The organism is Methylobacterium sp. J-088, assembly GCF_022829295.1.
Taxonomy (GTDB): domain Bacteria; phylum Pseudomonadota; class Alphaproteobacteria; order Rhizobiales; family Beijerinckiaceae; genus Methylobacterium.
Genome location: NZ_JAKSYH010000049.1, coordinates 1 through 21,658 on the forward strand (window position 1 = coordinate 1; position 21,658 = coordinate 21,658).

Here is a 21,658-nt window from a genome sequence, read left to right on the forward strand (position 1 = left end):
CGACTTGGACAGCCCCGCGCTACGTCGGATCGCAGGCGTCACCGGCCCATCGGGGGTCAGAAGAACGATACGAGCGCGCCCGACGTGCTTCTGCGACGTGTTACGATCCGCCACGAGTGATTCGAGCCGAAGGCGATCCGAGGTGGAGAGCGAGAAAGCTATGCCCCTGCGCATACGGCCAGACTCGCAGGATGGGCCTGCAACAGATACCCCACACGGACTCAACCGTCAGAGCTCAACCACTAGCTGACAGGCCGCACGAAAACGCAACGTCTGCGCAGCCACCCTGGTCGACGCGCCGCGCGACCTGTGTTTGCTGACACCATCGGCCGTCCAGACGAGCCAAGCAGGGGGGAAGAGCATGCAGACCCGTCGGCTATTGGCCTGCGCGCTCGGGTGCGCGCTCGGCGTCACACCGGCCCATGCCCGCATCACCAGCATCGAGATCAACACCGTCGAACCGTTCGCCGAAGGCGCGGAATTTGGATCTGCTGGCGCTTACGAGCGGGTCATCGGAGCCGCCCACGGCGAGCTCGATCCGGCGGACCCAGCCAACGCCGGCATCGTCGACATCGCGCTCGCGCCGCGCAATGCGCGCGGCATGGTCGAGTACAAAACCGATTTGTTTATCTTGCGCCCGAAAGATCCTGCGCGCGGCAGCGGCACGCTGCTGTTCGAGGTTCTGAATCGCGGACGCAAGTTCCTTTTTAACTGGGTGCTGGATGCGCCAGCCCAAGCGGCCCAGGCCGTCAACGATCCACGCAGCGCCGTGGATGCCGGCACCGGACTAGTCCTGCGTCGCGGGGACACCCTCGTTTGGTCGGGTTGGGAGGCGGACGCGCTGCGTCAGCAGGGCGGCATGGCGATTGACGTGCCGGTGGCCTCCCGCAACGGCAAGCCGATCGTGGAGACCGTGCGCGACGAACTCGTCAGCGCGACGCGCGGGCCGCCAGAGGCGCCCTTCTATCTCACCTTCAAGGCGGCCACCGGGGAGAAGGCCGGAACGCAGCTGACCGTACGCCGCCGGGAGGCAGACCCGCCCCGGCCCGTTCCGGCGGAGGCGTGGCACTACGCGACGTCGCGGCAACTCGAACTCCTGCCCAAGGGCACCACACCGCTGCCGGGCTCGATCTATGAATTCACCTACCAGGCGACTGAACCGAAGGTGCTCGGCGTCGGCTTTGCCGCAACGCGCGACGTCGTCGCCTACCTGCGCGGCGATGCCGCCGGCGGTGACAATCCGGCTCGCGGGATGATCCGGCACGCGGTCGCGCTCGGCATCTCACAAAGCGGGCGCTACCTGCGTGACTTCATCAGTCAGGGCTACAATCGCGACGAGGCAGGGCACCGGGTCTTCGATGGCGTGCTGTCCCACATCGCTGGGATCGGCGGGATCTTCCTCAACGTGCGCTTCGGCCAACCGTCCCGAACGAACACGCAGCACGAGGATCATCTCTACCCGGAGAATGCGTTCCCGTTCTCCACGACGCCCCAACATGACCCGGTGACGGGACGGACCGGCACGCTTCTGCGCAACGACGGTTTCGACCCGTTGCTGATCGAAGTGAACACGGGCACCGAGTACTGGCAGAAGGGGGCCTCGCTGCTGACGACGGATCCGCTCGGCCGCACCGACATCGTCCTGCCCGAGACGACGCGTGCTTACCTGGTTTCAAGCGCCTTCCACTATGGGCGTGCTGGATTAACCTCGAATAAGGGCCCCTGCGCGAACGCGCGTAGCACCCTCAATCCAGCACCGGCGCTCCGAGCCCTGCTCGTCGCGCTTGAGGCGTGGGTGACGGACGGCACGGTACCGCCTGACAGCCGCATTCCGCGGCTGTCGGATGGCACGTTGGTTGAGGCGGCCGAGATTGGCTTCCCCTTCATCGTCGGTGTGCCGGTCCCGACCGCGCCGAACACGATCGCCCGCTTCAGCACCTACGTCGATCCCAAGCCGGAGAGCGGGCTACAATACCGGCCCCTCGTGCCGCGCGTCGATGCAGACGGCAACGACGTGGCAGGCATACGTCTGCCGGCCGTTGCTGCACCACGCGCGACCTTCACGGGTTGGAACCTCTACGCTGATCCCTTTCCCGCTGGCGCCCTGTGCGACCGGGAGGGTAGCCAGCTTCCGTTTGCCCGAACACGGGCCGAGCGAGAGGCCAGCGGGGATCCGCGGTCCTCGCTGGAGGAACGCTACCGGGACCAAGATACCTACCTTGCTGCAGTGGCCAGATCTGTGGACTCGCTCGTCAAGGATCGCCTGCTCCTACGCGAGGATGGCGATCGCATGATCGAGGTGGCACGGCAGGAGGCTGCACGGTAGATCGAGTGAGGGTACTTCCGCCCGGCTCCGCGGGACCATCGATGCCGCGCGATGACGGGAGTTGTGCCCGCTCAAGCGTCCTGCGAGGCCGAGGATCGGGTAGGCAGCTTCCAGCCGGGCCTGAGGAAGTGGCAGGTATACCCGTCGGGCCGGCGCTGCAGGTAATCCTGGTGCTCTGGCTCTGCCTCCCAGAAGGGGCCCGCCGGCGCCACCTCGGTCACGACCTTACCGGGCCACAGGCCCGACGCCTCGACGTCGGCGATCGTCTCCTCGGCCACGCGGCGCTGCGCATCATCCGTGTAGTAGATGGCGGAGCGGTAGCTCAGGCCGCGGTCGTTGCCCTGGCGGTTCGGAGTCGTCGGGTCGTGAATCTGGAAAAAGAACTCCAGTACGCGCCGGAAGCTCGTCTGAGCCGGGTCGAACGTGATCTCGATCGCTTCGGCATGGGTGCCGTGGTTGCGGTAAGTCGCGTTCGGTATGTCACCGCCGGTATAGCCGACCCGCGTCGAAACCACGCCGCTCTCGCGTCGGATCAGCTCCTGCATCCCCCAGAAGCACCCGCCCGCCAGGATCGCTCTCTCATTGCCAACCATCGCCGCCCCGCAGATCAAAAATGCACATGGTCCACCTCATATGGAGCTTTGATGCGCGCGTTGCCTGCGGCGTGATGGCGGCTTCGCGGAGCCGTGCTCACCCTGAGGCCTCTTCCGGCGTACCGTGCTTCGCCGCCATCGGGTCGGAAGTTGCGACCAAGGCGTTTCGATTCGGAACAGCATTCGTCAATGATTGCAGGAGAAAGACAGCCGTTGCCGAAAATCATCAATCTTTCTCGTTTCGAAGTCAGTCTATCATCCATTCGGTGGAGGACACACGCAGCCTAAGCCGCAACGATGCCTCACCGTAACGGCAGCGCTTCCGCGTTCTCGGATTGCGCGGGCGCACAACACCTCTGATCGGCGGAAAGCCGCACGGGGGCGGAGGAGGGCACGTGGAGCCAGAGCGGCGCTATTTTCTCGGTGGCCTTGCCTTCGGTATCGGTGCGGTCGCGTCCGGCCGGGCACGCGGGGCCGATGGCGATGGTCGGGCGGCCGGCAAGGAGGCCTCGTCCTCCGCGAGCTTTGTCCGGACGATCCCGCGCAAGACCGGTGCAGCCCAGGCTTTCACCGGGCATCTCGATGGCGGGACGATCAAGGCAACGTCGGGCGGTTGGGCCCGCGACCTCACCGCCCGCCAGCTGCCTATCGCGACCGGCCTCGCGGGCGCACACCTGTTCCTCAACCCGGGCGGTGTGCGCGAGATGCACTGGCACTCCTCAGCGGAGTGGGCCTACGTCGTCGCCGGCCAGTGCCAAGTGACGATCGTCGATCCCGACGGCGACCTTGAGGTCGTGAACTTTGGTCCCGGTGACACGTGGTCGTTTCCGGCGGGTCATGCCCATGCGATCCAGACGTTGGGCGGGGCGCCCTGCCACGCGATCCTCGCCTTCGATGACGGCCTCTACGGGGATCACGGCACCTTCGGCCTGAGCGACTGGCTTAGCCGCCTCGACCCCGGAACCCTGCAGGCCGCGTTCAACCTCTCGAATGCGGTCAGCCGCAACCTGCCGGAGGGCGAGGTCTACATCGCGCAAGGTCCGGTCATCCCGTTGGACGGCGCCGTCGCGCGCGACGAGCGCCGATTGAACGCCGCGGCCTCCCATCGGTTCGCCCTCGCCCAGGCCCAGCCCGTCATCGCGTGTGCGGCCGGGACGCTGCGCGTTGCGCCCGCCCAAACGTTCCCGATGTCGACCACCATGACGGGCTTCAGCGAGACGCTGCTTCCGGGCGCCCTCCACGCGCCGCACTGGCACCCCGGGGCGAACGAGTGGCATTTCCTGCTCGAAGGCCGCACGCGTGTAACGGTGTTCGAGCCTGAGAAGCGGCTCGCCACGGCGGAGTTGATGCCGGGCGATTGTGCCTACTTCCCGAAGGCCGCTGCGCACATGATCGAGAATATCGGGACCGAACCCTGCACCTTCGTGGGCGTGCACGACAGTCCTGCGCACCAGGAGTGTTCGCTCTCGCAGTGGCTGGCGCTGGCCCCTCGGCAGGTCATCGCCGCGAACCTTGGCTTGCGCGAGGATGAGCTGGTGGGTCTGCCGAAGGAGCCGATCGCCTTCGCGCGCTCCGCCTGACCATGATGGTATCGTACCGCGCGGTCTTGGTCGGGGCCCTGATCCTGTGCGCAACGGTGATCCGGTCCATCGCCGGGATCGGAACCGATCAGCCGCTGTCTGCACGAAACCTGCAATCGGCCGATGCTTTGCTGGTTGTGCACCCTGTCGACCTCGCTCTGGCCGACGATTGGGGGATGGTCGGCATCGATCCGGACTTGGTGATCTCAGTGGATCCTGTTGAGAGCGGTGCGATTGAGATGTGCCGCGTTGTGTGGCGCGACGGACAAGCCCTCGTCTTGGGAAGCGTCAATCAGACACGGACTCGGCTCGGCTTGGAGCCAACGCGCTGAACGGGGCGCAGGCGGCCGTCGAACGTGTCAGTCGACTCGCGCCCGCTTCGCGGTCCAGAACCCCCAGAAGCGGACAGGCGGCTTTCGGGTCGTTCCGGCTCGCGTCGGTGACCGACGTCCGTGTGAGTCGGATGCGAAACGCTCTGTCTACCTTTGTGAAGTCCTGCCACCGATTATGGCCGGTGACGACAATGTCTGGATCGCAGCCTGTGCTGTGCGGCGGCTTAGAAGTGACTCGGCGGTTGGCCAGCCGCGCCGATTGCCCCGCTCCGGCTCGGGTTGCCCAAACCGCCCGCCGGGCTACCGTCCAGACCGCGAGCCAGCAGGCTTAACGCCATGAGGGCGAGGAGGAGGCCGGCGGCCTTGTTCATCTGGTTCAGAACCTGACTGGTGACACAGCGCCGGAACAGGGACACGGCGGTGTTAAGCACGACCCACCAGCCGAACGAGCCGAGGAATACACCGGCCGCCAGCACCGGGAGTGGCGTGGTCCCCCGCGCGAGGAGTGCCGGCGTAGCGACGAGGAACAGCACGGGGGTGATCGGATTCGCCACGGCCAGCGCAACCGCACTGCCGTAGCTCGCCGCCAGGGTGTCGAGGCGCTCGCTGCTCACCTGCAACACCGAGACGCTGCGAAGTACCCGGACCGCCAGGGCAAGTAGCACTGCACCCGAGACCAGGGAGAGCAGGGCCCCGTTCGACCACGCCGGAGCGAGGTCCGCGCCCCAGCACATGATCACGGTCCCGTACGTCAGATGCACGGTCGCGACGCCGAGCCCGGTAGCAAGGCCGGTGGGTAGGCCCGCCGACAGCGTTCGCTGAATGCATAGCAAGCTCGCCGGCCCGATCGGCGCCGCGATAGACATGCCAAGACTCGCGCTGGCGAGCAGAGCTGTGACGAAGACGCCCATGATGCCGGGAATGCGCCTAGTCGTCTTCCACGCGGTCGAGGGGCGAAACGGCCGCGCGAGGCAGCGCTGCAGCGCTGTTGGCGTCCGGGCACCCGATTTGATCACGCTCCAGGGCCGAGGAAGCTTGGGCGCAGGCCACGTCCGGCAGATCGTTCAACTCGTCGGCCCAGGCCCCGGTGCAGGACCAGACGACGAGGAAAGTGGCGACAATTGTTTTCATGGCTGATCCTTCCGTGCGCGGACAATCTAGGGATGGCTGAAGTCTGAGCATCCTCCGTCTGGCGGATGGCGCCGTCTGCGCTGTTCCAGGCGCGCGGCCGACGTCACAGCCGAGCGAGGAAGCATCGTATCTTCAGGCGCTTGCAGGGCCGCCCCTGGTTTCCGGAGGCTCTGTCGCCGCCGCGTCCGGTGCCGCGAACGGAGAGCGGACTGACCGGAAAGGTGCTCGGCGCGCCGTCCCTAGCCAGGGCCATCATCCGTTTGTAGGATGCCAATGCCGCTTTTGGACTGATATTGGTCTTACCAAGACCAGCAAGATCATCGTGGTGCATGTCGATGCAGGAAGCGCTTATCGACCGGATCTACGAGGCTGCGGGCACGCCGGAGCTCTGGCCGGAAGTCCTCCAATCGCTTGGCGATATGGCGAACTCGGATGGCGCCGTGCTCATGGTGCTGCCCCCCGTCGGAATGCCCCGCTGGATTGCCTCTCCGGCTTTGAAGCCGCGCGTAAGTCACCTGACGGCTGCGAACTCCTGGCGCAGCAGCGGGCGTACGGCGCAATGGCGCGCCGAAGCTCATGCGGGCTTCATGCGCGACGTCGACCTCGCACCGGGCTCCTGTGCGGGCTGGCCCTGTGATGTCGAGAAGCCGTTCTGGCAGGTGGGAACAACGTTTCCCCTGCCGACAGGCGACGTGGCAATCATTACCGCCGAACGTCGGGCCCAAACGGGCGCCCATGAAGCCTCCATCCTGCCCAGACTCGATGCGTTGCGACCGCATCTCGTGCGCGCCTGCCAGCTCAGCGCCCGGTTCAATTGTGAGCGCTCCCGTCTCACCGGCATGACGCTCGACCAGATCGGACTCCCCGCCGCTGTCCTGTCGGCTTCGGGGCGGGTGCTCACCATGAATGCTCATCTGCAGCAGCGGGAGGAAGTTCTACCCCCGGGCCAGCACGGCAGCCTGCTCTTCAAGAGTTTGATCAACAGCAAGCTGCTGCAGGACGCGATCGGCAACGTCGTTGGCGGCCGGCACGCAGTGCAAACCATGCCGGTGCGCAGCTATTCCGACCACCGTCCTCAGATCGCTCACATCATGCGCCTGGAGCCGCATCCCGGCGACGCCTTCGGTACCTCAGCGGTGCTGCTCATCCTCGTGCACGTCGGCGCGCGGGCCGTTCCGGCCGACGGCCTCCTGAACATGCTGTTCGACCTCACCCCGGCGGAGGCCCGGCTGCTCCAGGCGCTGGCCGGGGGCTTGCGCCTGCAGAGCTACGCCGAGAGCGTCGGCGTCCAAGCAAGCACGGTCCGCACCCAACTCAACTCGATCTTCAACAAGACTGGGACCAAGCGGCAAGCGGAGTTGCTGAGCATCGTCGCCTCGCTCGCGCTGTTCAGTGGACAGACGACGAAGTGCTTAGGCGCGGCATAGATCAAACCGCGGCGCCGTCCAAGAAGGTGGCCAACGCCTGCGCGGTCGGAAAGGCCTCGAAGGCCCCGAACCGGCAAGTGGTGAGCGCGCCGCAGGCTGCAGCCCTTCGCAGGGTCGCGTCGAGGGGCTCGTCCGAGAGCAGGCCCGCCATCAGTCCGGCCGTGAAGGCGTCCCCGGCGCCGACCGTATCGACTGCCGCCACCGCGAAGGCCGGCTGGTGTAGAGGCGGCAATCCAGGGCGGAACGCCATCGCGCCGCGCTCCCCGAGGGTCACCACGAGCAGTTCGAGCCCGCCGTCGAGCAGCGCGGCAATGGCCGGCGTCGCGGCTTGGGCGGCGGCGATGGCGTCAGACGCTCCCAGGCCGAGGTCGGCGGCCTCAACCGCATTGACGACGAGGATCGCGGTATCGGCAAGGATCGCCGGGTCGATGGGGCGCACGGGAGACGGGTTCAGCAGGGTGAGATGGCCCAGCGTCCGAGCCAAGGCAAAGGCCTCGCGGATGGGGGCGTCCGGCGATTCGAAGGTCGCCGCCACGAGGGCCGCCTGCCCGACACGGGCGGCGACGGCTCGGACGTCCTCAGCATCAAGGGCCAGGTTGGCGCCGAGACAGACCGCCAAGCAGTTCTCGCCGGATGCATCGACGAAGGCGACGCCGGCGCCCGTCGAGCCAGCATGCGGTACCAGCATAGTCTCGGAGAATCCGACTTGCGCGAAGGTCGAGCGGACCATCGGGGACAACACGTCCGTGCCGACGGCAAAGAGTCCGTCCACCGTGATGCCGAGCTGATGCGTGGCAAGCGCGAGGTTGAAGCCCTTGCCGCCCGGTTCGGCGAGGAAAGCCAAGCCAGTGAGGGACTCGCCCGCCTGCGGCAGCCGCGTGACCTTGACCGAGCAGGCCATCACGAAGCTACCAATGACGAAGACACGCATGGAGCGCCCCGAGCCTGTCCGATATAAGCATCTGTACCGGAGGTCGATCGGACGTGCGCCCCAAAAATCGGACCCTAAACGGTGATGATGAGCCGAACTTCGCGGGAGACGAGCGTCCCTCGGTGCTCTCTCTCCTGCGCCTGCGTGGCGACACGGCGATGCCGCTGTACCGGCAGATCGAAGGCCAGCTCCGTGAACTCATCCTGTCGGGTTCGCTGCCGCCAGGCGTCATCCTGCCGGCAGAGCGACAACTCGCCGAGAGCCTCGGGGTCAGCCGCGTCACGGTTCAGCGCGCCTATGCCGAACTCAGCGACAACGAATTTCTTGTGCCACGCGGACGCTCCGGCTTCCTCGTGCGCGGTCCGCCTGAGCCCGTGCGCCCGGGCATGGACCGGCTCAAGGGCTTCACGGAGGAGATGCGGGAGTTGGGCAAGATCCCGTCATCCCGCATTCTCGATCGGGCAGTCACCGAGGACCGCTCGATCGCGTCGATCTTCGGCCTGCCCTCGACGGCCCCGTTCCTGCGCCTGACGCGCGTTCGCTCCGGCGACGGCGTGCCGATGTCGCGCGAGGTCGCCTGGTACAATATCCGCGCAGTGCCCGCGCTCGAGACCGGCGATCTCTCGGGCTCCGTCTACGCCTTCCTCAGCAGTCACCCGAGCGGCCGCCTCGTGCGGTGCGAGCAGACGGTGGAAGCGACGATGCCGACGGCGGACGAGTGCAAGATCTTCGCCTTCGACCGGCCGCTCCCGTGCCTGCTGATCAAGCGCCACAGCTACAATCAGGACTCCGTTATGATCGAGTACGTTGAGGGCCTGTTCCGCGGAGACGCCTATCGCTATCGGCTTAATTTGAGCGCGTAGCGAATGTAACTCATGTCTATTGCAAACCTGCCAATATTGTTTAAAATACAATACGCCATCCGATCGAACTTGATGGATAACGTATTCGATCTTTGAGAACTTGCTAGCAAGTTTATTCGTAGTAGAAAGCGTGCATCGTCAGGACGAGATACCCTGTGGATTGAGTCTAAGCAAGGCGCCAAGCAACGTAGGATCTTCGCGGTAGCCAGCCTCCGAAGTCGATGGCATCGTATGGTCTCGGAAGGTTGAGCCGAGACCGGATAAATCTGTTTCGCGCCGAACCGTCTCCGAAGCGGCCTTGCCGCTCACTGCCAGATTACGCCATGCCGGATCGGCAAAGAGCGCAAAACCGGACGTTCCGTTTGGCGCCCGTTCCAGCCATCGGCACCTCATCGGTCAGGCCCAGACGCGGACATGGCTGCGGACGACAAGCAGAACCGCGTGCACGCGCTCGGCATGATCGAGACCCACTCGGCCGAAAAGGCCGCGCGCCGACGGCGCCGGGGCCGCCGCCCGCCATCAGGGTGCTGGAGGTCTCCATGGCAGCCGCCACTTTGCGGCGCCACCCTCCGTCGGCCCGCCCGCAAATTCCCGCAATCGCGACATAGGCGGTGGCCATGAACCCGCGGGCAGGCGATGCCTGGGTTCCTCGCTTCCGGCCAAGGTCGCAGGGCTTGCGTCCGAAGGGCGGGCGCGAGCGGCCGGCGCAGTCACGGACACCATGACCCAATATCTCGTCAGGCGCGCCAACCTCCTCGTGCTCGGCGTCCTCATGGCCATCGTTGCCCTTGTCGGCGCGGCGACGTGGGAGCGCCTCAACGCCTCGCGCGCGGCCCGGGAGTGGTCGCAGCACAGCTACCGCGTTCTGAGCACCACCAAGGACCTCGCCATCGCCCTGCGCGACGCGGAACGCGGTCAGCGCGGCTACGTCCTCACCGGCCGGGACGAGTACCTAGCGCCCTACGACGCGGCCCGCGACCGGCTCGGCCTGCTCCAGGGCGAATTGCAGAAGCTCACCGCCGACAACCCCGCGCAGCAGGAGCGCATCCGCGCCATGGCGCCGGCCATCCAGCAGAAGCTTGAGGAGCTCGCCCAGACCTTGCAAGCACGCCGCGACGGCGGGCTTGAGAACGCCTTGCGCATCATCAACGGCGATGCCGGCCGCAAGCACATGCGGGACGCCGAGGCGGTGCTCGATAGCATGCTTGGCGACGAGCAGCGGCTGCTCGACGAACGCCTCGCCCAGAACGACGTCCGGGCGGCCTGGGTGCGTTGGATGGTTATCGGCGGGTCGGCGCTGGCCGTCCTCACCATGCTCTGGGCGGCTCGCCTCCTGAACCAAGCGTGGTCGCGCTCCAACACGACCGGGGCCGAGCAACGGGCGCTGGCGCTTCGCCTACGCACCACCATCGACAGCCTCAGCCAGGGCGTTGCGGTGTTCGGGCCTGACCGCAGGCTCGCGAACTGGAACGCGTGCTTCGAGGTGCTCCTGGACCTGCCGAAGGCCATGCTCCGGCTGGGGACCGCCTACGGCACCTTCGCCGATCACACCGGCGGGCCCGGCCGCCTCACCCTTGAGACCGAGGATCAGGTCCGCCACGGCAGCTGGAATCCGCGCGAGGCGGTGACCTACGAGCGCGAGCGCGCCGACGGCCATCACCTGGAGATCCGCCGGACGCCGATGCCGGACGGCGGCTTCGTCCTGACGATTTCCGACATGACCAAGCGCGCCCAGGCCGAAGCCGTGCTGCGCGAAGCCCAGAAGATGCAAGCGGTCGGGCAACTGACCGGGGGCATCGCACACGATTTCAACAACCTGCTGCAGGTTATCCTCGGGAACCTGGAGTTCGTCCGGGCGAAGCTCGACGGCGACGCGAGGCTGCAGCAGCGGATCGAGCGCGCGGCCTGGGCGGCCGAGCGCGGCGCGACGCTGACGGGCCAACTCCTCGCCTTCGCGCGCAAGCAGCCGCTCGCGCCTGCACCCGTCGACCTCGCCGCGACGATGCCGGACCTGATTCCGCTCCTGCGACGCACCCTTGGCGAGCACATCGAGGTCCGCTACGTCGAGACCGCCGGGCTATGGCCGGCGATGGCCGACCCGGCCCAGTTGGAGAGCGCGGTCCTCAACCTCGCACTGAACGCCCGGGACGCGATGCCGGGCGGCGGCAGGCTCACCATCGAGCTCGGCAACAAGGTCCTCGACGAGGCCTATGCCCGGGACAACGCCGAGGTCGCACCCGGCGATTACGCCATGGTGGCGGTCTCCGACACCGGCCACGGCATGACGCCGGAGGTGGTGGCGCGCGTGTTCGAGCCGTTCTTCACGACCAAGCCCGACGGCAAGGGCACCGGGCTCGGCCTCGCCATGGTGTTCGGCTTCGTCAAGCAGTCGGGCGGACACGTGAAGATCTATTCCGAGCCCGGCCAGGGTACGAGCGTGAAGATCTACCTGCCCCGGGCAGTCGGGAGGATGACCGTTGCCGGGCAGCGGCCCGCAGCTCCGGTGGAACTGCCGCGTGGCTCGGCGACAGTGCTGGTCGTCGAGGACGAGGCGGGGGTGCGTGAGATCGCGTGCGCCATCCTTTCCGATCTCGGCTACCGGGTGCTGGAGGCGGCAGACGGCGAAGAGGGGCTGCGGATGTTCGGCGCGAACGCGGCGGCCGTCGACCTTCTGCTGACCGACGTGGTCCTGCCCGGCAAGGTCCGGGGTCGCGAGCTCGCCGAGCGGGTTCAAGCCATACGGCCGGAAGTGCGGGTGGTGTTCATGTCCGGCTACACGGAGAACTCCATCGTGCATCACGGCCGGCTCGACGACGGGGTGCATCTCGTCGGAAAACCGTTCAAGCGGGAACAACTCGCTCGCAAGGTCGCCGAGGTTCTCGGTACTGCCGCGACGGGGGCGGCGCAGGCCGAGAACGTGGTGGTCCTGCGCCCTGCCCGGGATTCCGGGCCGTAAGGCCGGAGGGCCGCGCTTAACGGTGGTTGATCGGTCCGGCGGCAGGGGCGCGGGGGGCTCGCGCGGCGGGGCGCCGGCCGGCCTGCGCGAGGGGGCGATGCGCAGGCCGGTCGTCCATCGTGCAGTCGGAGAAGATCGAACGGCACGATCCGGTTGGGCCGTGGGGTCAGTGGGCCTCGATCGGGCGGGACGTCCGCTGCGGCTTCTTCAGGATGGCGACGACGCCGAGGCTCAACACGAGGCTGACGCCGACGAGCCAGAACCCATCCGCGTAGGCCATGACGTAGGCCTCGCGGCGGACCTGGGCGGCCAGCATGCCGATGGCGGCGCCCTTGGCCGCCGCTTGGTCGGCGATGTGCCCGTGCAGGCCGGCGGCGAGCGCGGCGAGGCGCTCCTGGGTGCGCGTCGCATTGACCGTGATGGCCTCGGCCAGCACCGAGAAGTGCATGTGCTCGCGCCGGTCGATCATCGTGGACAGCATCGCGATGCCGATAGATCCGCCGAGGTTGCGCATCATGTTCGACAGTGCCGAGGCGTCCGCCGTGTCGCGCGGGGCGAGGCCCGCCGTCGAGAGTTGCGAGAGCGGGATCGTGAACAGCGGCTGGCCGATGGCGCGCAGGAGTTGCGGCAGGATCAGCTGGTCGGCGCCGACGTCGTGGGTCAGGCCGACATTGATCCAGCAACTCGCGATGAAGAACAGCGTGCCGGTCACCACCAGGATACGGGCGTCGAAGGCCCGCATGATCAGCGGCATCATCGGGAAGAGCAGCAGTTGCGGCAGCCCGGACCACATCACCACGTAGCCGATCTGCTGGGCGTTGTAGCCCTGGATCTGCGCGCAGTAGACCGGAATGATGTAGATCGAGCCGAACGAGACGGCGCCGAGCACCGTCATCAGCACGCACGATCCCCCGACCGAGCGGTTGGCGAGCACCCGCAGGTTGATGAAGGGGCGCTCGGTCATCAGTTCGCGGATGATGAAGCCGGCGATGCCGACCACCGCCAGGAGGCTGACCTGGACGATGATGGGGGAGCCGAACCAGTCCTTCCGCTGGCCCTCCTCCAGGACGTAGGTCAGGGCCGGCAGGCCGATGGCCATCAGGCCGATGCCGATCCAGTCGCCCTTCAGGAGCTCGGCCCAGCGCGCCGGGACGCTGTCGAAGGCGCCGAGCTGGATCGCGGCGGCGAGCGGACCGAAGATCAGGTTCAGGTAGAAGATGTAGTGCCAGGACAGGTTGTCGGTGAGCCAGCCGCCCACCGTCGGGCCGATGGCCGGCGCGAAGGTGGCGGTCAGCCCGAACATCGCGATGCCGATCGGCTGCTGGCTCTTCGACAGGCGGGTGCGCACGATGACGATGGCGGTCGGGATGAGCACGCCGCCGGTGAAGCCCTGGCCGGCTCGGAACAGGATCATCTGCGACAGCGAGGTCGAGAGCGCGCAGGCGAGCGAGAAGCCGGTGAACAGCATCGTGTTCACCGACAGGTACCGGCGCAGGCCGATCACCGAGGACAGCCAGCCGGTGAGCGGGATCACGATGATCTCGGCCATCAGGTAGGCCGTCGAGATCCAGCTCCCTTCCTCTGTGGAGGCGCCCAGCGCGCCCTGGATATCGGAGAGCGAGGCGTTGGTGATCTGGATGTCGAGGATGGCGGTGAACGCGCCGAGGATCGCGCCGAACACCGCAAGCCAGTCGCGCGCGCTTGCCTTGACCTCGTGCGCGGCGACGGCCGGCACTGCGCTCATCGGGGAAGCGCCTCGCTGACCAGGGCATGTCCGAGTTGGCCGTTGCGTGGCTTCACCGGCTCGACCGCGTCATGGATATGGACGGTCGCCTCGACCGACAGGCCGGGCCTCAGGCGTCCGAGCATCGGATCGGAATCGTCGAGGGCGATCCGCACCGGCACGCGCTGGACGACCTTGGTGAAGTTGCCGGTGGCGTTCTCCGGGGGCAGCAGGGCGAACTGCGCGCCGGTACCGGGTGAGAAGCTCTCGACCCGCCCCTCGAACTCGTGGTCGCCCAGGGCATCGACCGTGAAAGTCACGTGCTGGCCCACGACCATCTGCCCGGTCTGGGTCTCCTTGAAGTTCGCCACGAGGTAGATGTCGCGACCCATCGGGACGACGGTGAGCAGTCCGGTGCCGGCCGAGACGAACTGTCCGACGCGGAGCGAGCGGTCGCCGACCATGCCGTCCGTGGGCGCCGTGATGGTCGTGTAGCTGAGGTTGAGCTGTGCCTGCTCGACCTTGGCCTGCGCAGCCTCCAGGCTCGCCCGGGCGCTGCCCTCCAGCGCTCTCAGGCTGTCGACCTGCTTCCTGGCCGCTTCCAGGGAGGCGACGGACTTGTCGTGGGCGGCCCGTTTCTGGCGCAGGTCGGAATCCGCCTGTTGCTGCCGCTGCGCTGTACCGGAGCCGGTCTGCAACAGGTTCTGGTAGCGGGTGTATTCCTTGCCGGCGAAGTCGAGGGCCGCATCGGTGTTCTCGACCTCGGCCTTGGCCGAGGCGACTTGCGCCTGCTGCTGCAGGATTGCGGCCGCGGTGCCGAGCAACTGGGCCCGGCTCTTCCCGACCTCGGCCTCGGCCTGCTTGAGCATGACCCGGTACTCGCGGTCGTCGAGGCGCGCGACCACGTCACCAGTCTTCACCGGCTCGTTGTCGCCGACGAGGACTTCGGCGACGTGGCCGGCGATGCGCGGGGCGACCGTGACCTTGTCGGCTTGCAGGTAGGCGTCCTCCGTCGTCTCCAGGAACCGCCCAATGGTCCACCAGTGCCAGCCGTAGCTGCCAGCGCCGCCGAGAGCCGCGAGGAGAAGGACCGAGAGGATCAGGCGTGACTTGCGGCGCCTGGGCGCAGGCGAACGAGCGGCAAGGCCTGCAGAGGCCGGTGCGTGACCGACAGCCCCGACCGCGGTAGCGGTTCGTGCCGCGGCCTGGGGAAGATCGCTGGGTCGAGCGTCCATGTTGGTGGCCAACATCAATACGATACGGTAAAGTATCGATATATGACGGAGTGGATCATGACAAGGAGCACGACGATGGCAGCGGCCATGCCCGCCGAGCCCGAGGTGATATCGAAGCGTGGTTCCGGCGGGCGGCCGACGCGCGAGGAGGCCGCGCGGCGTGAGGCACGCATCGTCGAGGTCGCCACCCGGCTGTTCATCGAGCGCGGCTTCGACGGCACATCCATCGATGCGGTGGCGGAAGCCGCAGGCGTCAGCAAGCCGACGCTGTATGCCCGGTATCAGGACAAGCGCGAGCTGTTCGAGGCGGTCCTGCAGGACCGCATCCGGGAATGGCTCGCGCCTCTCTCGGCGGCGACCGAGGCGCAGGCGTTGCGGGCGACCCCGATGGATGCCGCGACGGTGCTGGATGAGCTGAGCCGCAACCTCCTCGACCGCGCCCAGGCGCCGGGAGCCGCTGCCCTGACCCGCTGCATCGCCGCCCAGGCGATGCAGTTCCCCAATCTCGCCAAGCTTGCCTACGAGGAGGGCTGGCTTCGCGGCGTCAGGGCGGTCGGGGGTCTTCTCGGCGTCATGGCCGAGCAGGGGCAGATCGCGGTGGACGACCCCGAGATCGCCGCCGACCTCTTCCTCAACCTCATCATGGGGCGTAGCTCGAAGCAGGCGCTCTATGGCATGAAGGTGGATCCGGAAGCGCAGGAAAAGCGGCGCCGCGCCGCCGTAGCCCTCTTCCTCGCCGGTGTTCGTCCGGATCGCCCCTGAAGGCATCCGCTTCGGCGCCTCGGCCAGACCACGTCACGTCGGATCGCCATCGCGCGCAGAACCGGACGTTCGGCTTTGCGCCCATGACCGCCGTTCCCCCCGCGACCGACAAGGACCCAAATCGCAGACGACCCGGCGGCGCCTGTCGGTAATCCTGTCCGACGGGCTACTTCTCGCGCCACGCCTTGGCGATCTGGTCGGACATCGGCTTGACGAGGTAGCTCAGCACCGTCCGCTCCCCGATCTGTAGAAACGCCTCCACCGGCATGCCCGGAACCAGCCGGACCCCGCCCAGACGCGCCCGCTGGGCGTCCGCCACCGCGATCCGGGCCGTGTAGAAGCTCATCCCGGACTTCGGATCGTTCGTCACATCCGCCGACACCCGGCTCACGGCGCCGTCGATCTCCGGCGTCGTGCGGGTGTTGAACGCCGAGAACCGCAGCACCGCCCGCTGGCCGACCCGGACGTTGTCGATGTCCTGCGGATGGATGCGCACCTCCACCGCCAACCGGTCGGCGTCCGGAACGACCAGCATCACCGGCTCGGACGGCGTCACCAGACCACCCACCGTGTGCACACTCATCTGATGCACCACCCCGTCCTGCGGCGCCCGGAGATCCACCCGCTTCAGCTGGTCTTCTGCCGCCACCCGCTTCTCCGACAGCTCCGACCCTTTCGCCCGGATCTCGGCCAAGTCCTTGCCCACCTCCGCGCGCATCTCCGCGTCCACCTGCAGGATCTGCAGCCGCGTTTCCGCGATCTTGCCCTTCGCCGAGGCGACCGATGCGGTGAGCTGTCCGCGCTCGCCCTCCAGGCGCGCGCCATCGCGCTCCAGTGCCGTCACCCGCGAGAGCGCGACGAGCTTCTTGGCGTAGAGGTCGTGCACGCCGTTGAGTTCGGTGCCGATCAGACCGATCTCCCGCGACTTGGCCTCCACCTGCTCACTCAGCCCCGCGATCTCGTCCTGCAGCTGCGAGGCGCGTTCCGACAACTGCGCCCGTTGCCCATCCCGGCTCGCCTGCCGCGCGGAGAACAGCCGGCTCTCCCCCTCGACCAGCGCGGCGATCTCCGGATCGGCAACGCGGCGCAGCAGGAGTTCCATCGGGAACGCGACCCCGGGCAGGCCGTCGCGCTCGGCCTCGGCACGCGCGCGGCGCGCGGCCAGCTCGTCCAAGGCCTTGCGCGTCATGTCGAGGTTGGCCCGCGTCAGGGTCTCATCCAGATGCACCAGCACGTCGCCGGCCCGGACGCGGTCGCCCTCCCTGACGCGGAGTTCGCCCACTACGCCGCCGGTGGGGTGCTGGACTTTCTTCACCTCCGACTCGACCACGAGCTGGCCCGGCGCGATCACCGCCCCGGAAAACGTCGTCAGCGCCGCCCAGCCGCCGATGCCCGGCACCAGCACCACCGCGATCAGGCCGGCCGCCACCAGCTGACGCCGGATCGAGGCGCGCAGGTCGTAAGCGTCCGCCCCCGGCGCGAGGTTGGTCGGCGCGAATCGTGCGGCGACGCGGCGTCGGACGTCGATCGCGACGCGGCTTAACTTTGCGTCCGCGCGCGCGATCAGTGCCGCCGCCCGCGGCGGGGCACGTCGGGGCGCTGCCGCGGTCATGTGGGGAGGATCGTCGTTCAAGTCTTGAGACCCGCTCGCCATCATGCGCTCTCCCGGAGGACCGGCGCGGGAGCCGGGCGCAGCACGCGCTTGAGCACCTCGTCCTTGGTCCCGAAGGCCTGCACCCGGCCCTCGTGCATCATCAGCACGTGATCGACCGCCGCGAGCGCGCTCGGGCGGTGCGCGACCACCACGCAGATTCCTCCGCGTCCCCGCACCCGCAGGATCGCCTGCGTCAGGGCGTTCTCACCCTCCGCGTCGAGGTTGGCGTTGGGCTCGTCCAGCACCACCAGGAACGGATCGCCGTAGAGCGCCCGGGCCAGGCCGATGCGCTGGCGCTGGCCCGCCGACAGGCCCGCGCCGCTCTCGCCCAACATCGTGTCGTAGCCCTGCGGCAGGTTCAGGATCAGGTCGTGCGCACCCGCCGCCTGTGCGGCCTCCACAATCGCCTCGGCGGGGGCGCCCGGCAGGAACCGGCTGATGTTCTCCGCGATCGTGCCGGCGAACAGCTCCGTCTCCTGCGGCAGGTAGCCGATCTGCGCCCCGAGATGCTCGGGCGCCCATTGTCCCAGATCAGCCCCGTCGAGTCGCACCCGGCCGTGGAGCGGCGTCCAGATCCGCACCAGCGCCCGCACGAGGCTCGACTTGCCCGCGGCCGAGGGACCGATCACCCCCATCCCCTGGCCCGCCCGCAGCTGGAAGCTCACATCGTGCACCGTCGCCCGGCTCGCGCCCGGCGGCACCACGTGAACGCCCTCCACGCTCAAGCTGAGCTTCGCCTCCGGCAGGGCGAGCGGGACGCGGGCCGGCGGGTGGCGCTCCAGCGCTTCGGCCAGACGCCGCCAGCTCTGACGCGCGGCTACGAAGACGCGCCAGTTCGCGATCGCCAATTCGGCCGGCGCAAGCGCGCGCGCCACCAGGATCGAGGCAGCGATGATGATGCCGCCGCTGGCTTGGTTGTTGATCACCAGATACGCGCCCAGCGCCAGCACACCCGATTGCAGCGCCATGCGGCAGGCCTTCGAGACCGCCCCCAGTCCCCCGGCGATATCAGAGGCGCGCTGCTGCGCGTGGGCGTGATCGCGGTTGACCGCCGCCCAGCGCCGGGACAGCCGGCTCTCCAGGCCGAGGGCCGCCACGGTCTCGGCGTTGCGCCGGGTGGCCTCCGACAAGGCCAGCCGACGTCCCGCATGGGCGGTCGCGCTGCGCGCGGGCGACCGCGTGGCCAGCTCGGCGGCGAGCGTCAGGCTCGTCAGCAGCATCGCGCCGCCGATCGCGGCCACTCCGATCAGCGGATGGAACAGGAAGCATACCACGACGTAGACGGGCAGCCACGGCAGGTCGAACAGGGCTGCGGGCCCAGATCCGGCCAGGAAGGCGCGCACTTGCTCGAGATCGCGCAGGGGCTGACCGGCCTGATCCGGCTTCGCGCCGCGGAGGGGCGCCTGGACGCTGAGGCTGAAGACCCGCGGGCCGATCTCGGCGTCCAGCACCGCACCGATACGGGCGAGGGTGCGGGCACGCAACGCCTCCAGCGTGCTCTGGGCGGCGTACAGGACCAGGGCGAGCACGCACAGGCCGATCAGGGTCGGGATCGACCGGCTCGGAATGACCCGGTCATAGACCTCCAGCATGAAGAACGAGCCGGTCAGCGTGAGGAGGTTCGCGAGCGCGCTGATGCCGGCCACGCCGATGAAGGCACCGGCGCTCTGCCGAAGCACGGTCGACAGCTCACCCGATTGTCCGACCTGGCGCATGCGTTCGCCCCCTCGACATAAGCCGGCCCCGGCGAGAGGGACTTGGCACGGTCCGTGCTGATGTCACCCAAGGCTCCACCGAGCCAATGCGGCGATCAGATCCAATTGCAACGCTGAGAGGTCGATGTCAATTGAGCAGGTAATAATTCTATTTATTGACGCCAAGCCACAACATTATAGACGCAGCCTAACGACCAAAAGCTTGTAGATAACGCCAAAATACAATGCGGCGCAGGACGGCACCGCTCAATGTGTCGACTGCGAGGATGATCGCTGATCCGGATCTTGTTCAGGGCTGCCGATTGACCACCGCGGCGGAGCGCGCCGAGTTCGCCCTGTGCCGCCCCTCACGCCATGTGGAACCCGTTGCTGCCATGATGCGTCTCAAGGGAAAAGACCAGGCTGGCCTCGGCTGATGTGAGACCGGCCGCATTGGTCTCGTAGACCGTGACTGTATGCTGGCCGTCGGCGCTGCCGTCGGTGGCCAGGACTGGGGCCGTCGTGGCGAATGCGCCGGTGTCGAGCTTGTAGTGCAGCGTATCGCCGCTCACAGATGGCGCATAGGTGATCAGGCCGTCGCTGGAGACATGTGTTCCGCCTGTTCCGGTGTCGTGCGTGAGCGTGACATTTGGAGCGGCTGGTGCTGCAGCGGCTGCGTCCGTCTTCATGACGGCGCTCGTGGCGCTTCCGGACGCACCGCCGCCGGTGCTCGCAGCCGTTCCCGGGACGGCGAATTGCTGGGCCCCGGGATTGAGGAAGGTCAGGCCGCTGTTGGCCACCGTGGCGCCGTTGTAGCTGGCGGCGTCCACGTACAGGTTGCGGTCGTTGCCCGGGCCGTCATAGGCGTCGTTGAGGAAGTTGAGGCTGACCGTGTGCGGCCCGGCGCCGAAGTTGCCCTGCACGGTGAGCGTATCGTCCAGGGCCGTCGAGCCGGCGACGTGGGCGGCGTGCGCGGTCAGGGTCCCGCCGACCTGCTGGCCGTCGACCGAGACCGTGTACTGGGCATCGCCCTTGTAGGCATCCTCGCTGAGCTTCAGCACCAGCTTGTCCGGGCCGGTGCCCACCGTGGTCGCCACCGCGGCGCCGGTGCCGGCGTTTGACGCGCCCGTGCTGGATGCAGCGACACCGGATACTTGAATGATGAATGGATGGTCGGCCATCGACAAAGAAACGCTGGACACGTTGTGCAGGGTCTGCACCGGTGTCGCGCCACTGACCGGATCGAAGATCTGGATTGTTGAAAATACCTGATCTAACTGTATTGTAATCGGACTTGACGCCGTCTGTATTGGTCGGTGTGTCTGTTCATTCCAGACATCAGGCTCATTCCAAAGTACAATCTGATACGAACTGTCGGATTTTTGCGTTAGAAGACTGTAGGCCGAACTTGGCATTCCACTCAACGAATAGACAAGTCCCCCCGGGCTGAAATGAGATGCATCAGAGCCCGGATCGCTCAGGATTGACGTCAGATTGTGGAGCGCCGTTGCGGCCGGCTTCGGTGTATTGTCGAGGTGGAAAAGACCAAAGTGATCCTCTATATTCGTGTTTTGTGGATCCGAATAGGCGTCAAGCAATTGATATAGATAAATTTTATTTGAATCCAGTTGAGCGGCATCCAGAACGCTATTCACGATCAGCTTTGCTTGGGTAGCCTCATCGACGCCTTCCCAGTTGCTGGCTACCCCTGCCGTGATCGAGGTCTGATAACCGAGCTCTGTAATTGCAATCGGCTTGCCAGGATCGACCGCAACCACATCGGCATCACCGCCGCTGATATCACCTCGAGGCTGGCCGCCAAATTTATTGTAAAGGTGTATATTATTATAATCCGATTCAGTTTTGGATATTGGGAAATCAGTGAAACTAAGTACCGGTATATTCTTGAGGATGGGATCGGCCTTCACAGCAGCATAGAGATCCTGCTGATAGGCTTGCGCAGCTGCAGTCCCGGTAAGACCATGATATGTCACCGGGAAGTTGTTCACCTCATTCGGTCCCTCGATCGCGGTCACCGATCCTGGATGAGCGACGACAAACGCGTGGATCTGTTTGACGGCATCCACGGGATTGACCGAACCCTGAACGAGGAAGTCAAACTTCATTCCAGCCTGCGCTGCGGCGGCAAGATTATCCTGACCCGCCAAAGTTGGGTTCGGTGCGGCGTCCCGAAGATTTGTCAGACCAAGGTACTGAAGGTCATTTAGATCTTGAGTAATATTTGCATACTGTCCATCGGTATAGTTTATGTGCGAGTTGATGCCGATTTTGCCGATAACGTCAGCGACCCGCACTGCAGATTGAGCATTCATCGGTCTCTTCCGTATCCGGCGATCGAGTTACGCCAATATGGCACGCGATGAGACCACCATGGTCCCATACCGCTGTCAGTTCGATGGCGTTCACACGAAGCGCATATCACCGGCGGCC

The 21,658-nt window shown here is 66.8% G+C and carries 16 protein-coding genes and 1 pseudogene; 7 read left to right on the forward strand and 10 right to left on the reverse strand.

Features of this window, described 5'->3' with window-relative positions; genetic code table 11:
* Positions 1–174 (reverse strand): annotated as a pseudogene (locus tag MKK63_RS05340) (IS630 family transposase); the annotation flags it as partial.
* Between the two features lie 187 nt (positions 175–361).
* On the opposite strand from MKK63_RS05340, the gene MKK63_RS05345 reads away from it, so the two are divergent.
* Complete coding sequence (locus tag MKK63_RS05345; protein WP_243999407.1) at positions 362–2,326, forward strand: alpha/beta hydrolase domain-containing protein; 1,965 nt, start codon at positions 362–364, stop codon at positions 2,324–2,326.
* 71 nt (positions 2,327–2,397) lie between these two features.
* Here MKK63_RS05345 and msrA read toward each other — a convergent pair whose 3' ends face one another.
* Complete coding sequence (gene msrA / locus MKK63_RS05350; RefSeq protein WP_279574520.1) at positions 2,398–2,919, reverse strand: peptide-methionine (S)-S-oxide reductase MsrA; 522 nt, start codon at positions 2,917–2,919, stop codon at positions 2,398–2,400.
* A 395-nt stretch (positions 2,920–3,314) separates the two neighbouring features.
* Between msrA and MKK63_RS05355 the strand changes: the two genes are divergently transcribed.
* Both MKK63_RS05355 and MKK63_RS05360 read left to right on the forward strand, forming a co-directional pair.
* The gene (locus tag MKK63_RS05355; RefSeq protein ID WP_243999412.1) at positions 3,315–4,499 is read left to right on the forward strand and encodes a cupin domain-containing protein; all 1,185 of its coding nucleotides are present in this window, start codon (positions 3,315–3,317) and stop codon (positions 4,497–4,499) included.
* A gap of 26 nt (positions 4,500–4,525) precedes the next feature.
* The gene (locus MKK63_RS05360) at positions 4,526–4,831 is read left to right on the forward strand and encodes a hypothetical protein (RefSeq protein ID WP_243999414.1); all 306 of its coding nucleotides are present in this window, start codon (positions 4,526–4,528) and stop codon (positions 4,829–4,831) included.
* 224 nt (positions 4,832–5,055) lie between these two features.
* On the opposite strand, the gene MKK63_RS05365 is transcribed toward MKK63_RS05360, so the two are convergent.
* Positions 5,056–5,697, reverse strand: coding sequence for a LysE family translocator (locus MKK63_RS05365; protein WP_243999416.1), 642 nt, complete (start codon positions 5,695–5,697; stop codon positions 5,056–5,058).
* 61 nt (positions 5,698–5,758) lie between these two features.
* Positions 5,759–5,962, reverse strand: coding sequence for a hypothetical protein (locus MKK63_RS05370; RefSeq protein ID WP_243999418.1), 204 nt, complete (start codon positions 5,960–5,962; stop codon positions 5,759–5,761).
* 329 nt (positions 5,963–6,291) lie between these two features.
* Between MKK63_RS05370 and MKK63_RS05375 the strand changes: the two genes are divergently transcribed.
* The gene (locus MKK63_RS05375) at positions 6,292–7,389 is read left to right on the forward strand and encodes a helix-turn-helix transcriptional regulator (RefSeq protein WP_243999420.1); all 1,098 of its coding nucleotides are present in this window, start codon (positions 6,292–6,294) and stop codon (positions 7,387–7,389) included.
* Position 7,390: 1 nt separating this feature from the next.
* On the opposite strand, the gene MKK63_RS05380 is transcribed toward MKK63_RS05375, so the two are convergent.
* Positions 7,391–8,320, reverse strand: coding sequence for a PfkB family carbohydrate kinase (locus MKK63_RS05380; protein ID WP_243999422.1), 930 nt, complete (start codon positions 8,318–8,320; stop codon positions 7,391–7,393).
* A 158-nt stretch (positions 8,321–8,478) separates the two neighbouring features.
* Between MKK63_RS05380 and MKK63_RS05385 the strand changes: the two genes are divergently transcribed.
* Both MKK63_RS05385 and MKK63_RS05390 read left to right on the forward strand, forming a co-directional pair.
* Positions 8,479–9,183, forward strand: a complete 705-nt coding sequence (locus MKK63_RS05385; protein ID WP_243920258.1) for a GntR family transcriptional regulator — start codon at positions 8,479–8,481, stop codon at positions 9,181–9,183.
* Between the two features lie 721 nt (positions 9,184–9,904).
* Entirely contained in the window at positions 9,905–12,139 is a 2,235-nt protein-coding gene (locus MKK63_RS05390) for a CHASE3 domain-containing protein (protein ID WP_243999424.1), read from the forward strand.
* A gap of 166 nt (positions 12,140–12,305) precedes the next feature.
* Here the strand turns inward: MKK63_RS05390 and MKK63_RS05395 are convergent, their stop codons facing one another.
* Together MKK63_RS05395 and MKK63_RS05400 are read right to left on the reverse strand one after the other, a co-directional pair.
* Positions 12,306–13,883, reverse strand: coding sequence for a DHA2 family efflux MFS transporter permease subunit (locus tag MKK63_RS05395; protein ID WP_243999427.1), 1,578 nt, complete (start codon positions 13,881–13,883; stop codon positions 12,306–12,308).
* Positions 13,880–15,097 (reverse strand): HlyD family secretion protein, encoded by a 1,218-nt coding sequence (locus tag MKK63_RS05400; protein ID WP_243999429.1) that lies wholly within the window; start codon positions 15,095–15,097, stop codon positions 13,880–13,882. The genes MKK63_RS05395 and MKK63_RS05400 overlap by 4 nt, the downstream gene beginning before the upstream one ends.
* Before the next feature lie 87 nt (positions 15,098–15,184).
* On the opposite strand from MKK63_RS05400, the gene MKK63_RS05405 reads away from it, so the two are divergent.
* Entirely contained in the window at positions 15,185–15,859 is a 675-nt protein-coding gene (locus tag MKK63_RS05405) for a TetR/AcrR family transcriptional regulator (protein ID WP_243999431.1), read from the forward strand.
* Between the two features lie 166 nt (positions 15,860–16,025).
* On the opposite strand, the gene MKK63_RS05410 is transcribed toward MKK63_RS05405, so the two are convergent.
* From MKK63_RS05410 to MKK63_RS05420, 3 genes are all read right to left on the reverse strand, one after another.
* A complete protein-coding gene (locus MKK63_RS05410; RefSeq protein ID WP_243999433.1) occupies positions 16,026–17,471 on the reverse strand; it encodes an HlyD family type I secretion periplasmic adaptor subunit in 1,446 nt (481 codons plus the stop codon).
* Between the two features lie 41 nt (positions 17,472–17,512).
* Positions 17,513–19,228: a type I secretion system permease/ATPase gene (locus MKK63_RS05415; RefSeq protein WP_243999435.1), complete on the reverse strand. Its 1,716-nt coding sequence runs from the start codon at positions 19,226–19,228 to the stop codon at positions 17,513–17,515.
* A gap of 347 nt (positions 19,229–19,575) precedes the next feature.
* On the reverse strand, positions 19,576–21,540 hold the full coding sequence (locus MKK63_RS05420; RefSeq protein WP_243999437.1) for a carbohydrate-binding domain-containing protein: 1,965 nt from the start codon (positions 21,538–21,540) through the stop codon (positions 19,576–19,578).
* Between the last annotated feature and the right edge of the window lie 118 nt (positions 21,541–21,658).

Coding starts and splice junctions, on each gene's coding strand:
- msrA (WP_279574520.1), bottom strand. CDS start 2,919: ATGGTTGGCAATGAGAGAGCGATCCTGGCGGGCGGGTGCTTCTGGGGG.
- MKK63_RS05405 (WP_243999431.1), top strand. CDS start 15,185: ATGCCCGCCGAGCCCGAGGTGATATCGAAGCGTGGTTCCGGCGGGCGG.
- MKK63_RS05345 (WP_243999407.1), top strand. CDS start 362: ATGCAGACCCGTCGGCTATTGGCCTGCGCGCTCGGGTGCGCGCTCGGC.
- MKK63_RS05375 (WP_243999420.1), top strand. CDS start 6,292: ATGTCGATGCAGGAAGCGCTTATCGACCGGATCTACGAGGCTGCGGGC.
- MKK63_RS05410 (WP_243999433.1), bottom strand. CDS start 17,471: ATGACCGCGGCAGCGCCCCGACGTGCCCCGCCGCGGGCGGCGGCACTG.
- MKK63_RS05390 (WP_243999424.1), top strand. CDS start 9,905: ATGACCCAATATCTCGTCAGGCGCGCCAACCTCCTCGTGCTCGGCGTC.
- MKK63_RS05395 (WP_243999427.1), bottom strand. CDS start 13,883: ATGAGCGCAGTGCCGGCCGTCGCCGCGCACGAGGTCAAGGCAAGCGCG.
- MKK63_RS05385 (WP_243920258.1), top strand. CDS start 8,479: ATGCCGCTGTACCGGCAGATCGAAGGCCAGCTCCGTGAACTCATCCTG.
- MKK63_RS05415 (WP_243999435.1), bottom strand. CDS start 19,228: ATGCGCCAGGTCGGACAATCGGGTGAGCTGTCGACCGTGCTTCGGCAG.
- MKK63_RS05365 (WP_243999416.1), bottom strand. CDS start 5,697: ATGTCTATCGCGGCGCCGATCGGGCCGGCGAGCTTGCTATGCATTCAG.
- MKK63_RS05420 (WP_243999437.1), bottom strand. CDS start 21,540: ATGAATGCTCAATCTGCAGTGCGGGTCGCTGACGTTATCGGCAAAATC.
- MKK63_RS05370 (WP_243999418.1), bottom strand. CDS start 5,962: ATGAAAACAATTGTCGCCACTTTCCTCGTCGTCTGGTCCTGCACCGGG.
- MKK63_RS05400 (WP_243999429.1), bottom strand. CDS start 15,097: ATGGACGCTCGACCCAGCGATCTTCCCCAGGCCGCGGCACGAACCGCT.
- MKK63_RS05380 (WP_243999422.1), bottom strand. CDS start 8,320: ATGCGTGTCTTCGTCATTGGTAGCTTCGTGATGGCCTGCTCGGTCAAG.